Source organism: Streptomyces griseus subsp. griseus, assembly GCF_003610995.1.
Lineage (GTDB): Bacteria > Actinomycetota > Actinomycetes > Streptomycetales > Streptomycetaceae > Streptomyces.
Window position 1 is genome coordinate 787,531 of sequence record NZ_CP032543.1, and the last position, 14,399, is coordinate 801,929.

A 14,399-nucleotide genomic window follows, 5' to 3' on the forward strand; every position below is an offset into this window, starting at 1 on the left:
GTTCGGCCTCTCAAGTAGGAGGCCGCCCAGGGCGCCATGTCGGCTCTCCTGGACGGCGATAGGGGTAACGCGTCGGCCGCCCCGCCATGTCGGCAGAGCGGCCCGTGTGTGCTTCGTGGTCAGAGGTAGCGACCGGTACCCAAGGCGGTGGATACCGCGTCCTGTCGGGCGTCGACCTCCACCCGCACGATGTCCGTGATCTCCCGATCGCCCACGTAGACGTGGACGTCGGCGTTGATGACCGGCGCTGCTGCGCCCTGCCCCGGGATGCTCTGCGTTGCACGGGCGAGCGCCACGGAGTCGGCGTTGCTGTGCACTCGCGTCGGGGTGAGGAACTCCAGCAGCTCCGGACCCTGCTCGCCGACCCACGCCATTTCGCCGAGGCGTGGGTAGCCGCCCGGCCTTCCGTAGGCCGACGGGAGTGACCCGTACGTCGACTTGGCGTAGCGCATGGACGAGAAGATGTTCGCCATGGGGTCCACAGAGACGCCGTACTTGAACGGGCCCTGCTTGCGGAACATGCCAGCGAACGCCTCGAAGGTCGGCTTGATGACCTGCATCAGGCCTACCGACGGGGTGCCGTTCTTGGCGTTGATGTCCCAGTTATTGACGGCGTTGGGGTCGCCGCCTGACTCCTGCCGGAGCCGGCGCAGCGTCAGGTCCGCGTACGACGCGGGGTTGCCGGTCGCTGCCAGGGCCGCCTTGACGACGGGCCTCCAGCGTTCGACGCCCTTGCCGCCTGCACCCCCGCCCCCGGAGAGGTAGGTCATTGGGTCAACAGCCTTGCCGTTGACCCGCGCCTCCAGGTGGAGATGGGGGCCGGTGACGTTGCCGGTGGCGCCGACGGTGCCGATCTTCTGGCCCCGCTTCACCGAGTCGCCGACGGTCGTCAGGATGCTGTTCAGGTGCGCGTACAGCGACGTCAGGCCACCACCGTGATTGAGCATGATGTGGTTGCCGTACGGGCCGCCCGACTTGGCCATGGCGACCTTGCCGTCAGCAACCGCCTTGACGGCCGTGCCGACGGCTGCCGGGAAGTCGAGACCGGTGTGAGCCCCGGAGGACCACATCGAGCCCTTCTTACCGAACGGCGTGCCGTAGCCAGCGTTGACCGGCTTGGCCCACGGGCCGCTACCCCCGCCCCCGAAGCCGAAGACGCCAAGAGCGGTGTCCTTGAGGCCAGAGAGCATCTTGAGAGGGAGCTTTGCGACCTGGCGGGACCAAGGATTTTCGAGGATGGGCTCCATCTTGCTGGACAGGTAGCCCTTAGCCTTCTCGAAGAGCTTCGACGGGTTCACGAAGTCAGCGGCTCCCGAGAGGAAGTCACCGACGTCGCCGGCCTTGTCCTTGAACCACCCGACGATGCCACCGTCCTTGAACGCTGGCATTCCGTTGGAGATCGCTCGCTGAACGCCGCCAACGCCGCCGGAACGGGCTGCCGCATTCCACGAGTTGATGGTGTCTGCGCCTACTGCTCGCGTCCACTCCGGGCGCATGATCGCCTTACCACCGCCAACGGCGATGACACGGTCATCACGTCCCGGCGAGTAGCCGTCCATGATGCCGCCGGTGTGGAATCCCTTGAAGGGCTTCAGCGGGTCGGCTCCGGTAATGCTGGCTACACGCTCCCAGAGCGGCACAATCCCTTCGTTGTAGACCTTGTCGATGATGAACTTCACGGGCTTCTTCGCGATGCCCGAGATTGCGTTCCACGCCGTCCTGATGTCGTCGCGCGCCTTCCCGAAGGAGTCTGCGACGAGACGCATGGCTGACTTGATATTGTCGAAGTGTGGCTTGATGCCCTTGCCGTACAGCCACTCAGCCCGGTCACCAATCCAGCCGAAGATAGGCCGGATGGCCTTTTCCCACAGCCACTGTGCACCGTCGCCGGCGAGCTTGAACCGGTCCCAGATCCACTTGAACGCGGGCTTGATCGCCTTCTCATATAGCCAGACAGCCTTGTCGCCTATCCATCCGAAGACGGGGCGTAGGACTTTCTGCCACAGCCACGTCGCATCCGAACCGATCTGCTTGAAGGACGGACCGAGTGCCTTCTCCCACAGCCAGATCCCGATGGCTCCGAGAGCCTTCGCAGCGATCAGGGCGGGAGCCAGGAACACGACGACTAGCGCCGTGAACAGGATCTTCCCCCATTTGAAGATGAAGGCGAAGAACGGCGAAAGGGCGTTCTCCCACAGCCACATGGCTGCGGTTCCGATCGCCTTGAGGCCGATCCAGATCCCGTTGAACGCGGGCTTGAGTCCCTGGTTCCAAGCGACGTCGACGGCGGCCTTGATTCCGGCCCACGCCCCGTCGACGATGTTGCGGAAGGTCTCGCTGTTCTTGTAGGCGAGCGTGAATCCAGCGACGAGCAACCCTACGACGATCAGAATTGCCTTGATGATCGGGCCAATTCCGGTGACGGCGAGTACGCTGCCGAAGCCGGCTGTTGCGATCGTCGACAGCAGGATAACGCTGTTATACGCCGCCATCGCTGCTGCGAATGCCGTCATGCCGATGGCGATTGCCTTTTGTGCGGCGTAGATTCCCCACAATCCGACGATCAGTTCCGGGCTGTTCTGTGCCAGCCACGAGACCGCCACGAATACCGGGCCGATCGCCGCTATGGCGGTCGTCGACAACGGGGCAACGGCCTTGGAAACGTCAAGCGCCGCCTTGAGAACGTCACCGAGGAATTCCGCAACGCCCGGTGCTGTGTCCTTTACGTACTTGAGGAAGTTATCAAAGTCGGGCGATCCCTTTAGGTTCGTTCCCCACTTCGCGAACCGCTCGGTGATGCGATCCGAGTTGGAGGCGATGCCGTCCATGTGAGGCAAGAACGCGTCGATGATGCCGGTAATACCGGCGATCACGTTTCCGAACGCAACCCCGAACCCGACAACGGCAGGCTCAACGTTATCGGCCAGGTCATCCTTGAAGGACTTCCAGAAAGGCGTCTTGAGTTCGGCTGACGCCTTGTTCTGGAGCGTCTCGATACCGTCAGCCGCACCCAACGCCAGCGGCGTAAGGCCGGGCAGGGATGCTTTCGCACTGTCGACGGAGCGAGTGAACAGCGGCAGAACCTCGGGCTGGAGCGCCCGGGACCAAGCCTTGAATGCCTCCACCAGGCCGGAAGGTCCGGCGATGCTGGTGAACAGGTCCCGTTGCGGGCCGGTCAGCCTCGCCAGCGCCTCGCGGTACTCGTCCGCCTTGGTCTTCGCCGTGGCCGTGCTCGTCGACGAGGAGAGTCGGGCGGAGGCTAGACCGCGCTCCGCGTTGGCGATCGACTCGGCGGCCGACACTTGAGCGTCAGCGGCGGACTGCACTGCGTCGGCGACGCCACGCTGAGCCTTGGCTACCGCCTTCGCGGCGTCGGTCTGATCGCGAGCCGCCTTCGACTGGGCGTCGGCAACGGCCACGGCAGCCGCACGGACGCCCTTCTGAGCGTCGGCAATGGCCTCTGTGCGGTCGGCCACGTTGCGCTGGGCAAGTGCTAGCCGGTCGGCTGCATCCTGGACGGCCTTACTGCCTTCGACGCCGGCCTTCCGCTGCTCTTCGGCGGACTTCTGAAGGGCCTTGTAGTCCTTCTTCTGCTGCTTGGCGCGCTCGGTGGCCCAGTCGTAGGCCAACTGCGCCTGTTCCAGGTCGAGTTGGGTCGCCTTACCGACTGCGGCGTCAGCCTTGGTGCGGTTGAGATCCTCCTGTGCCTGCTGAACGCGGAGGGTCGCCTCCCGCTGGTCCAGTGCGCCGTTCGTCAGCTCGTCGTTGAGATCCCGGAGCTTCTGAGCAGCGTCGGCACGAGCTTGGGTGAGGGACTTCTGCGCGTCCTCCGCGGAGCGGTTGGCGTCCGTGAGTGATTGCTGAGCATCGCGAAGCCGCCGGTGGGAGTCGGCCAGGCCCTCTTGCGCCCGCTTGATGGCATCCGCTGATGTCTTGCGCTGATCCGCGGCTCGCTGCACTGCGTCGGCGACGGCCGCTTCTGCGTTCTCCACCCCGCGAGCTGCTGATGCGATGGAGCGCGATGCACTGCGGTGCGCGGAGGCAAGGGATGCTTGCGCGCCTGCGAGTTGAAGAGCCCGCTGTGCGGCCCGGGTGGTCACCTGGGCGCTTCTGTCGGTCGCGTTGGACGCCTCGTCCTCCGCAGCCGTCTTGGCCTGGATAGCCTCCATCACGCCCTTGACGGCAGGGACAGCCGCCAGGGCGACAGCTCCGACACCCGCCCCCGCAGCCGCAGACATCGCTACGACGGCCCCTAGCCCCGCCGCGAGAGTCGGACCGAGGGGTATCGCGGTGAGTGCGGCTATCTGAATGCCGAGGTTGAGCAGCGCAGCCGTGGCCTGCGATGTGTCGACCTTCGCAGGGACGTCGATTCGGCGACGGTCAACCGAATCAATCTCCTCGCGAAGGGCGACGAGGGCGGCTCGGGCTGCTGCGGTGTCGGCCCTCACGCGGACGTTCGGGTGGGACGCTCCGAGCCGCTCCAGCTCCCGTTCAATGCGCTCAATCTCCGCACGGGCAGCCGTGGCGGACACGTCGATGCCGACCCGCTTGTTGCTGAGCTGCTCCAGCTTGGACCGGAGACGGGCTAGTTCGGCGTCTGCGCCCGTGGCGGTGATTCGGACGTCCAGGTGGGGCATGCTGCGGAACGCCACCTGGAGGTGGCGACGCATGGAACCGGCGAAGGCCCCCGCGTTGGATTCGCCCTGACGTCGTGAAGCTGCCTGAGCTGCCTGGCCGGCGTGGTTGATGGCCGACGGGATGTTGATCGTGAGGTTCTGAGACAGGGAGCGGCTCATAGCCTCACCGAGCCTCCGGCCGGCGTCCTCGCCCACCCGGTCGGCGACCGGGAGGACGAGCGCCTTCAGCTTGGTGTGGAACTGGGGGATGACGGGGACGACGTCGACGGCTGCCCCGCCGACGATGTCGAGATCACTCACAGCAGATCACCGCCGCTCGTCACCCGGAAGTCGAAGAGGGCGTCAACGTCGGTCGGGTCGCTGCGGGAGTCGAGCATCCGCCCGACTTCCCGGAGGTTGGCGACCATGGCCAGGGTTCGGGGGGTCTGCTCCATCGCCTCCAGGCCCCGGCGGAGCCACTCGAAGTCTCGGCAGGCGTCACCGCAATGCGTGGCCGGCAAGGGCATATCGGCGACGAGGACTAGCTCCACATGGAAGCGGCACCCATCGCGCTCGCAGATGTGGTCTCGGGTGTTGCTCATTGGCCCTCCGGAGGGCATGAAAAAAGGCCCTCGGAGCGTCCTCCGGGGCCTGCGAATGGGGTCTATGCGGTTGTGCTGCTGCGGGGCCGTTCTAGGCCGTCAGGCGGCCGTACGGCCGCCGTTCAGGAACACGTCCGGAACGGCCTCACCGGGATGGGTGCGGGCGTCAAGGAGGGCAGCCAGGCGCAGAAGCTCAACCGCTTCGTCGCCGTCTCCGGTTTCCAGAGCACGCCGGGCGCGACGCTCCCACGCCACACACGCCTGCGTGCAGTGCGAGTTGCGTCGGATCCTGTCGCCGGCAACGCGTCGGTACCCGCGCGGCAGGGTGCATCCGGGACGACGGCAGATGGTGTATGCGGGCTGTCTCATGGGGTCTCCGATGTTCTATAGCGCAAACCGTGTAACGGCTATAGCGCGTCTACCTGCACGTTCTCGGTTTGCGTCACACTTTCTGCGAACGAATCCCGCAGGTCGCTTGATCGTCGACCGCGCACGATGGATCGCCCGGGAGACCCGGAAGAGCGCCAGATGGGCGCTCACGGGCCGTCAATGGGCCGCTCAGCGGGGCGCCGTAGACCAAACTGCGTCCCAGATTCGGAGCGAGAACCAGCACTCTGTCGGTCTTCATGGTCAAGATCAGGGGATCACCCCCCTGGGGTGATCATGGAATCGCCGCAGGTCAGCGCATGTGCCAGGGCTGCCCAGCATCCTTCGCCCACACGGGGCGGCTCACTGGGCCGCAGAGCTGCGCCGCCCTGGCCCGCAGGTGTCGAGCGTCTGCGTCGACGCTGCGTGTGTACTCGTCGCGAGCGTCGGCCCATCGTCGACGTGTCCTTATGAGAGCGTCGGTCTCGGTCAGCCTGCCGATCTCGTCGGCGGTCAACCACTCCTCCACGATGGCGGGAGCCAGGAGGCGAGACGGGCACGCGTAGGGCGACGCCACCTCACCCGTGCGCGTGTCCACGCCTCGCGCCTCGTCGGCCGCACGCTGCGCGCGTGCTGCTCGTCGGCTGCTCATGCGCCAACAGGCAGGCTATGGAGCGACGCACCATGAGCGCTCGTGGGTGGCTCACCGATGCGGTAGTGGGCGCGTGCCATAGCGCCAGGCGTCAGCAACAGGTCGTTGGCCAACTGCCTTGTCTCACCGACGAGTTGGGCCGACACTCGGCCTGTCAGTGTGGCTGACACGGCGATCACGTACGCAGCGACGAGGCCCGACATCTGCTCATCCCACGCTTCCGCGACGGGAGAGGACCACAGCTCGTTCCAATGGTCTATCTCGTGGTCGGCCCACGCTCGCCCCTTGGGCAGGCTCGGGGGCTCGTCCTGGCAGCCCTCGGGAGGCAGGTAGGTCCACTCTGCCGCCTCGTCCGTGCGGTGCCGGCTGCGGGGCTTGTGCGGCTGCGGCTTGGGGCCGCGCGCTCCTCCGATGGGCACGGGTGAACTCCTTTCACGGAAGGGGCCCACGCAAGTCGACTCACGTGGGCCCAACAGTCTTCGGTCAGTCGCTCGTCGTCAGCTCAGCCCATGGCGTACCCGGTACACGTGGGCCCCGTGGTCGAGAGTGCCGCTCCTGTGCCCGACGTCAGCGCCCCGGGGCCCACCCACTAGGGGCACCGACGGAGCCGGGGTCGTGGGGTTCAGCTCAGCGGCGAGCCCTGCGGCATCAGCGGTGAGCGCCTCCTCGTCCGTTCCGAGGAGTCGCTCAGCCTGCGCGATGGTGAGACCGGCAGCTACGCCGATCCTGAGCTTGGCCAGCGCCAGGGCGTCACCTTCCAGCGGTGCGGGGCCCTGCTCGTTCTGCTCGTTCTGTTCCGACATGTCTAGCCTCTCTGAGTAGTTGGGGGTGCTGACGAACGTCAGACCCCGATGACCTTCGCCGTCAGCGACAGGTTGGGAGCGCCCACCACGGGAAGCACGATGGCGGTAGCCCGGGTCCATACGGTCTGCGGGTCCTCGTTCATGTAGCCACCGGCGTAGATGCCGCCCTGCTCCCCTCCGGCCAGGCCGTAGCGCGGGTCGTTCGCCTCCACCGGGACACCCCACAGGGTCTTGCCCAGCTCGTCGCCGGTCTCCGGGAGAAGGGCGATCTTGTCGGCCGGCGTGATGCGCTGAGCGGTGCCCTGGAACACCACACGGGCGTCGTAGGTGGTCACCTGCGGAAGCTCGTGTTTGAAGAGGAGAGCGTTCAGCTCGTCCAGGGACAGCACCGACGGGGCGGTGTAGTCGGTCGTGCTCATGCGGCACAACTGAGCGTTCGACCGCATGACGCGCGCGATGCGCGAGGGCATCAGCGCCCACCGCGGAACCTTGCCGGTGTTGTCCAGCATCAGATCCCGCCACGCCTCCAGGTCGTCGAAGATGGTGGAGGTCTCTGTGTCGGTCCAGTTGACCCCGGTGGCAGTCGTGTGCTCCGCCAGGCGGCCGAATTCGACGCCGGCCTGAACGTTGTTCTCGTTCAGGGTGACGGTGCTGTTGAAGATCGCTTCACCACGGGCCAGCTCGACGCGTGCGGCGATGGCGTTTACGAGGGTCTCGGTGTCGCCGAAGATCTTGTCCTGGATGTCCGCGTGCATCGTCGCAGCCGCTCGCCTGCGGATCCGCTCGTACTCGGATACCGGCATCTTCCGGCTGATGGGCGGGAGCTGCCCGGACACTCGCGCGGCGCCTTCCCGCGTACCGATGTCCGAACTCGCGTCGTACGCCCGGTAGTTCGCCGCCTCCGTGAGGCCGCCCCCGCCGGTCTCGAAGCGGTACTCCAGATCCTCGATGGTGTCGCTCGGAAGCCAGCGCGACAGGGTGAACGTGTTCTCCTCCCGGTCCCGGAGCGCCTCGCGGGCGTAGCCGGAAAGATCCCGGGGATTGGCGTACTCGGTGATCAACTGCATGGGATACCTCTCGGTGGTCAGTGGTTGAAGCTGCTGCGGGACGTGCCGTCATCGGCGCTCCCGATGTCGACGGCTTCGCCGGCCTCTGCGGTCAGCTCGTCGACGGATGCGGGCAGGTGGTGGCGCCCGGATTCCGTGGCCCAGATCAGGAAGGCGACGTTGCGCCGTCGCGCGCCGCTGATGACGCGCTGTACGTCCGCAGGGAGCGGGGAGCGGGCCACGTCGGTGAACTGCTCGTCGCCGGCGGCGTAGATGGAGTTCAAGACGCCCGGGTCCACCACGTCGCGCAGTACGTCGCGCTGCGTGGCCCGGAGGGCGTCGACGTCCTTGACGAGCTGACGCAGCCGGGTGAATGCCTCCACCGCCTCCGGCCCGGCGTCGATCGCTGCCTCACCGTCGACCAAGCGACCGTGGGCGGCGATGATGTCGCGGACTTCCGCGGTGATGGCGTCCAGGCGCTCCGCCAGGCTGGCGAGTACCGGCCCTGCGTGCACGGTGCGGAGGTAGACAACATGGCGCTTGAGCGAGGCGACGGCCGACGTCAGGGCCTCTCGCTCCAACGCGGGTACGAGCGCTGCTGTGTAGGCGTCTGCGGCCCTCTGGCCGATGTTGTCGGGGATCGGCGTCCCGTTGCCGCGCAGGGCCGCCACAGCGGCGTCCACGACCGCCTTACGGGCGTGCTCGGGTGACGGGGCGGCAGGCAGAGCAGCGAGGCGCTTCTCCGTGTGCTCCAGCGCATCTTCCGTGCGCTTGATCTCTGGGACAACGTGCCACGGGCTGGCGGGCGTCGCCCTCCTTCGTGGGGGCATGGGGACCTCTCTCGGTGTTCGGATACGAAGAAGCCCCCACCGGTCGTGTCCGGTAGGGGCTCAGGGGTGCCTGTGTGGCCGCTCAGGCGGCGTCGTAGCGGCCGATGCTCTCGAAGTACGCGCGCCGCTCCGCGCGTCGCTCACGCTTCGCCTTGGCGCGCTGGGACGCCTCCAGGCTGTAGCGGATCCGCTCCGCCTCGTTTCGGCAGGCGGCGCACTTCCGGGTGAAGCCGTCGGCACACAGGCTGTCCTTGTGAAAGTTGCGTTCGTCGACGACGAGCGTCCGTGCGCAGCCGGGGCACTGCCGGATAGGGCGGCCCGGGACGTCGCTGGTTCCGTACATGGGTTCTCCTGGGTGTGTCCTGTCGGTCTAAAGGGCTGGCGTCCTGCCAATGACGGCAAATAAAGAAGACCCCGCCCGAAGGCAGGGTCTTCATGAGGTTTATGCCCCGGCGGATCACGTCGGAGAGCGAGGGAGAGAGTTCCCGCTCGTACCAACGGCGTCGACGCCGGGGCCGCACGCTACAACGTCGGGGAAAGGCCGAACCCGACGGAGCGTGGCATGTGCGGAGGGGTCCGGCCTACAGCCTGGAGCCGCCTCCGCTGTTCATGGGGGTGAGTACCCTCTCCCCTTAGTTATGGGGCGGGACATCTCGCCAGGGTGAAGGCCACCTCGCGCACGCGCGAGATTTCCTGGCTCATCTTTGTTATGGGGCGGGAATCGCGATTTGTGAGGTCGGCGAAGATCCCGTTACAAACACTTTGCCAACGATTTACCATCTACGGTGGCGCTCTGTAACCAGCGGGGCCCGCTTTGCGTCGCACGCGGGCCGATCGGGTGCGACGCCCTGTGCGCCTCTCTGCTGGCCTATCTCCGTCTCGAATGAGGTCGAAGCAGCCTCGGGGTACCCGCAGGGTCTCACGGGGCCGCTCAGGGCCCTCCGTGGGCGGCTCCTCGTCGCTCCGCCTCCGCCACTCTCGTCGGCCGACGTCGAGAAGGGCTTCCGACGCCCGCTGGGTCAGTCTGGCCAATTTGACAGGCTGAAGGCTATTTTCCTTTCTCCTTAACGCGTGTTAGAGAGAAAATTTCTGGGGCCTCAAACGGACCTGTCGCAGGTCAGAGGCTTGCAGTTTGTTCGCAGTCTGTCCGGGGCACCGGAGGGCGGCACATGACGTAAGGGGCTGGCCTACCGTTGCCCCTTACTTGTTGCGCCATGGAGGAAGCGCGGGACGTCGACGAGGAGCCGCCCCCGAACGCGACGAAGCCCCGCGACTCCTCTTGGAGGCGGGGCAATCGTCACGGAGGGTTAGCGTCAGGCTGCGACGCCGAAGAGGATCACCGCGTCAGGCTCGTCGACGCTCTCCGCGCCGTTCCACTCCGACGGGTGGAGCGCCTTCGTGATCTTGGCGCAGCCCGCGCAGAGCGGCACCCACACACCGGCGACGTAGACGGGCTCAGTGCCCTCGTCCGTCGTGAAGCACTGGGCGCAGCCCGACGTCTCTCCCGCGCAGTCGCGGCAGATCACGGCTCCGTCCTCGTTGCGCACGGTCGCGATCGTCTGCGTCTGGTCGCAGCCCTCGCACGAGTCATACTCGCGGAGACCCTGGGGGAAGATCACGGGCACGTCGTGCAGCTCCGCCAGCGCCTCCATAATCACCGACGTCCCCACCTTCGACGCGGGGTCGGCCAGCGACGGGCCGTAGACGACGAGGGCGGCGTAGCGGCTGACGTTGGTGGAGTCGTCGGCGACGGCCACGCTGACGCCGAACTGGTCGCAGACGTCGAAGGCCGCCGCAGTGAGGTCGTCGTGGTCGGCGCTGCCGGTGACGAGGAAGGTGTGTGCCATGATGACTCCTGCTTTCAGGAGCGAGCCCCCGTCATCGTCTGCCAGGACCGGCGGGGGTTTCGCTTTGCCGTGTTCTTGTAGGGACAAAGCTAGACCCCTTGTAGGGACAAACGCAAGCGTCTTGTCCCTACAGATTTGGTTGCGGTTGTAGTGACAAGATGGGTAAGGTGACCCTATGACCGATCGACGCACCTACGAGACGCCCAAGAGCGTTCGCGTGCCCGCCGCTGATGAGTGGGACCCCTTCCTAGACGCTGCCAAGTCCATGAACCCTGACGGGCGTAGTCCCCGCACTCAGGTGATCCGGGAGTTCATCCGTTGGTACCTTCGGCGCCCCGGTGCACGACTCCCTGAGCGACCGCCTGCCGGCCCATGGAGCACGCCTCCGAAGTAGCGCAGCAGAGAGCCCCCGTCAGTCCTTCGACGGGGGCATTGTCGTGTCTGGGGCTACGTCTCCTCGGGTGCGGCCCATCGGATGGCGCAGCGAGCGTCACCGTTGAAGGTGCCGCCTCGTCGCGGTGCTTGTGTGACCGTGATCCTGTCGACGGCTACCCGGATCAAGTCGCGCCGCATGGGGAGGTCAGCGGCGGACCATGCTTCCGCCAGCATCTCCGTATCGTCGAACATCGTCAGATCGACAACGCCACCACTGAACTGACCGTAGCGAGTCTGCGCGTTGGTCAGTGTCTCTTCAGCCTCCGTGACGAGGCGTGGGAAGTGCTTCCCCATCGCGCCGTCGTAGAGGCCCTTGGCCCGGTCGTTGGCCAGTCGTTCGAGCGCGGCCTCCGCAGCCTTGACGGCCGCCAACGCCTCGTGTGCCTCCTCGGTTTCCTCCGGGGCGGTCAGCGCTGCCCATCGCTCCGCTACGGCGATCATCAACGGGTCGCCTGCTTCGACGTCGGCACGGCTAACGGTGTGCAGCCACTCGCCGTAGACGTACTCCTCGATGAGCTGGCGCATGGCGGACGCAGGGGCCGGGCACAGCTTGCCCATAGCGTGGCTGTTGCAGACGTAGGAGCGACCGCTCGTGGGCATCCGCGCTCCGCAGCCGGCGCAGCGCAGAAGGTCCGTCAACAGGTGTGTGGCCTTACCGGAACGAGGGCCGAGGGCCCCACGTTGGTGGCCGGCGTGGACGCGACGCGCCTTCGCCACCAGATCCGCGGGCACAGGTTCTACGCCGTCGGCGAAGACTCGTACGCGCTCGCCATCCTCGTTCCGGTAAGCCACCGGCCACGTGTAGGCGCGCGACAGAGCGACTACCTGCCAGCCCTCGTATACCGGGTTGTAGACAATGCGACGCACCGTCGATGCTCCCCACTGTCCACCCTTCGGTGACGGGATCTTGTCAGTCGTCATGCGTCGGGCGACGGATCGGGGAGCACGCCCCTCCGCAACCTCGGTCAGTACCCGGATGATCTTGCCCCAGTGCGCTCCGTGGTGGAGCTTGCCGCTCTTGTCCTTCCGGAGGCCGTACGGTGCAGCTCCGACCCACTCCCCACGTCGACGCTGCCCCTGCTTCGTGTCGCGTACTCGGTGCGAGAGGAGGTCTGACGCCGCCTTCGCCCGTTCAGCGTCGCTGATGATGCGTTCACGGTCGCGAGGATCCGCACTGTCGAGCCGCTCGTAGTCGAAGATGAGCCGGGCGCCCGCGTCGAGAATGCGGATGACCGACCCTGCGCCCTTGCGGTCGAATCGATCTACGGCGTAGCACCAGAGGGCCGGAACCTCCTTACGCCGGAGGGCGGTAAGAGCCTTGTCGAAGTCCGGCCGCTTGGTGTCCGTCCAGGCGCTCAGGTTGTCCTTCCACACCTTGCGCACTGTGTAGCCGTTACGTGCAGCCCAGCCACGCCCCCGCTCCTCCTGCGTGCGGAAGGTAAGGGCCTTCGTACCCTCCCGCACGATAATGCTCTTACGGAGATACAGATCGATCTCTTCCATGCGTCCGTCCCTGAGTCGATGCCATGACAGGGTAGACGAACCACGTAGTCGGCGTGGCCGGGCATGTCGACGTGCGCGTAGTGCCGGGTGTCGGTCTCGTACTCGACGTGCGCGATGTTGATGGTGATCCCGCGCTGGGCCTCCTCGGGGGCCCGGTCGATCCGGTCGAACGACACGTACGAGGTGGAGCCGGAGCCCCGCTCACTGAGGACCTTGGTGATGGCGGCGGTCAGGGTGGTCTTGCCGTGGTCGACGTGGCCCATGGTGCCGATGTTGAGGTGCGGCTTGGTGCGCACGTAAGCCGTCTTGGACATGGCTCGTTCCTTTGAGAACTCGAAGCTGAGAAGGAGAAGACCCCAGGGCCCCGCCGACCCTCCCCTTGCGGGGTCCGCCGGACTGTCGGGGGAGGGTCAGCTTCGGGCGCCGCCGATGGGCGCCTCGGCAGCGGTGAACGCCGCTGCCTCTGCGATGACCGCTGCTGCGGCCGGGGCGAGTGCCTCGGCGGCCACGGCGTTCACGGCAGCCTTCGGCGCGTCCGCGACTGCGGACTGCGCTGCGAGGAAGGCGTACCGGAACATGCCCTGATCTTGGCCCGGCGCGGCGGTCGCGTCGAGTGGTTTTCGGCGGGAGCACGTCCACCGGCCGATGACGGGGAGACCCGGTGGGTCGCTGGGATCGCTCGGACCCCAGCGGCGCAGAGGGCACCGCTCGCCCGGTGCGGCGCGCGGTTCTTCGGGCCGCAGGCCTCCACCCGGCTTCCCTTCGTGCTGCGCCAGGTCAGCCGCTCCTTCGATGATCCGGACGTCCGGCTGAGCGCTCGGCGCGCCGCCGAGCGTGAGGTGCCGCAGGAGACCCGGATCTTGATCGGACACCCTCTGGGTTCCGTCGCCGGCCTGACCACACGGGGTGAGGTGAGTTGCCCGTGCCGCGAACGGCCGCCTCTTCAGGCGGGGCTCAGGTTCTTGAGCGCCTCGCGCACCGACAGCGGTGACAGGCGGTCCCGGGCGCCCTCGACGAAGTCGCGTACGGCGGTGGGGTCGGTTTTGGCGTACTCCCGCAGCGCCCAGCCGATCGCCTTGCGGATGAAGAAGTCCGGGTGGTCCGCGCGGCGCAGGCAGTGGCGGAAGAGGCGGTCGGCGTCGGTGGCTTCCTTGTGGCGGAGCTGGTGGAGCAGGGCGGTCCGCGCGACCCACAGGTCGTCGTCGTCGATCCACCGGTCCATCGCACGGCCGAGGGCCGGGTCGGCGGCGACCAGGGGCCCCGCGACATGCGCGGCGAGGGTGTCGACCGTGTCCCACCAGGGGATGGTGGTGACGAGGTGGTGCAGGACGGGCAGGAAGCCGGAGGAACAGCAGGAGACGTAGCGGCGGAGGTGGTCGACGGCGAAGTAGTGGTACTCCCGCTCCGGCAGCCGCCAGCAGCGCAGCGCGATCGCCGTGCAGTCCCGCTCGTCCGGCCGCCCGGTGCCCGCCAGTACGGCCTTGGACAGGGCCCGGCGCTGCGGGGTGGGGATGCCGAGGAACGGGGCGATGTGCTTCATGTACGCGGCGGCGCCCTCGGCCCGTACGGGGTCGGCGGCCGGGGCGTACAGCTCGGTCAGCCGGGCGAGGACGGTGTCGGCGAGCGGGCTGTCCGGTACGGCGGGGGCGGGGGCTGCGGCGGGGTCCACGCGACGCACATTACGGCGATCACACACCGT

At 67.1% G+C, this 14,399-nt stretch carries 10 protein-coding genes and 1 pseudogene; all 11 read right to left on the minus strand.

What is annotated here, in order from left to right; translation table 11 throughout:
• Positions 1-119: 119 nt before the first annotated feature.
• Complete coding sequence (locus tag D6270_RS03565; RefSeq protein ID WP_109166764.1) at positions 120-4,937, minus strand: peptidoglycan DD-metalloendopeptidase family protein; 4,818 nt, start codon at positions 4,935-4,937, stop codon at positions 120-122.
• Entirely contained in the window at positions 4,934-5,218 is a 285-nt protein-coding gene (locus D6270_RS03570) for a hypothetical protein (RefSeq protein WP_109166763.1), read from the minus strand. Before D6270_RS03570 ends, D6270_RS03565 begins: the two co-directional genes overlap by 4 nt.
• Before the next feature lie 1,515 nt (positions 5,219-6,733).
• Positions 6,734-7,039: a hypothetical protein gene (locus tag D6270_RS03590; protein ID WP_109166759.1), complete on the minus strand. Its 306-nt coding sequence runs from the start codon at positions 7,037-7,039 to the stop codon at positions 6,734-6,736.
• Between the two features lie 38 nt (positions 7,040-7,077).
• Entirely contained in the window at positions 7,078-8,106 is a 1,029-nt protein-coding gene (locus tag D6270_RS03595) for a major capsid protein (RefSeq protein ID WP_109166758.1), read from the minus strand.
• A 17-nt stretch (positions 8,107-8,123) separates the two neighbouring features.
• Entirely contained in the window at positions 8,124-8,768 is a 645-nt protein-coding gene (locus D6270_RS03600; RefSeq protein ID WP_225976765.1) for a hypothetical protein, read from the minus strand.
• 229 nt (positions 8,769-8,997) lie between these two features.
• Positions 8,998-9,258 carry a hypothetical protein gene (locus D6270_RS03605; RefSeq protein WP_109166757.1) on the minus strand — a complete coding sequence of 87 codons (261 nt, stop codon included), beginning with the start codon at positions 9,256-9,258 and terminating at the stop codon, positions 8,998-9,000.
• A gap of 970 nt (positions 9,259-10,228) precedes the next feature.
• Entirely contained in the window at positions 10,229-10,762 is a 534-nt protein-coding gene (locus tag D6270_RS03610) for a hypothetical protein (RefSeq protein ID WP_109166756.1), read from the minus strand.
• A 447-nt stretch (positions 10,763-11,209) separates the two neighbouring features.
• A complete protein-coding gene (locus D6270_RS03620) occupies positions 11,210-12,700 on the minus strand; it encodes a recombinase family protein (RefSeq protein ID WP_109166754.1) in 1,491 nt (496 codons plus the stop codon).
• A gap of 41 nt (positions 12,701-12,741) precedes the next feature.
• Positions 12,742-13,014: pseudogene (locus tag D6270_RS03625) on the minus strand (GTP-binding protein); the annotation flags it as partial.
• 96 nt (positions 13,015-13,110) lie between these two features.
• Positions 13,111-13,278: a hypothetical protein gene (locus D6270_RS32755; protein WP_204117160.1), complete on the minus strand. Its 168-nt coding sequence runs from the start codon at positions 13,276-13,278 to the stop codon at positions 13,111-13,113.
• A 365-nt stretch (positions 13,279-13,643) separates the two neighbouring features.
• Positions 13,644-14,369, minus strand: a complete 726-nt coding sequence (locus tag D6270_RS03630; protein ID WP_109166753.1) for a DNA alkylation repair protein — start codon at positions 14,367-14,369, stop codon at positions 13,644-13,646.
• Between the last annotated feature and the right edge of the window lie 30 nt (positions 14,370-14,399).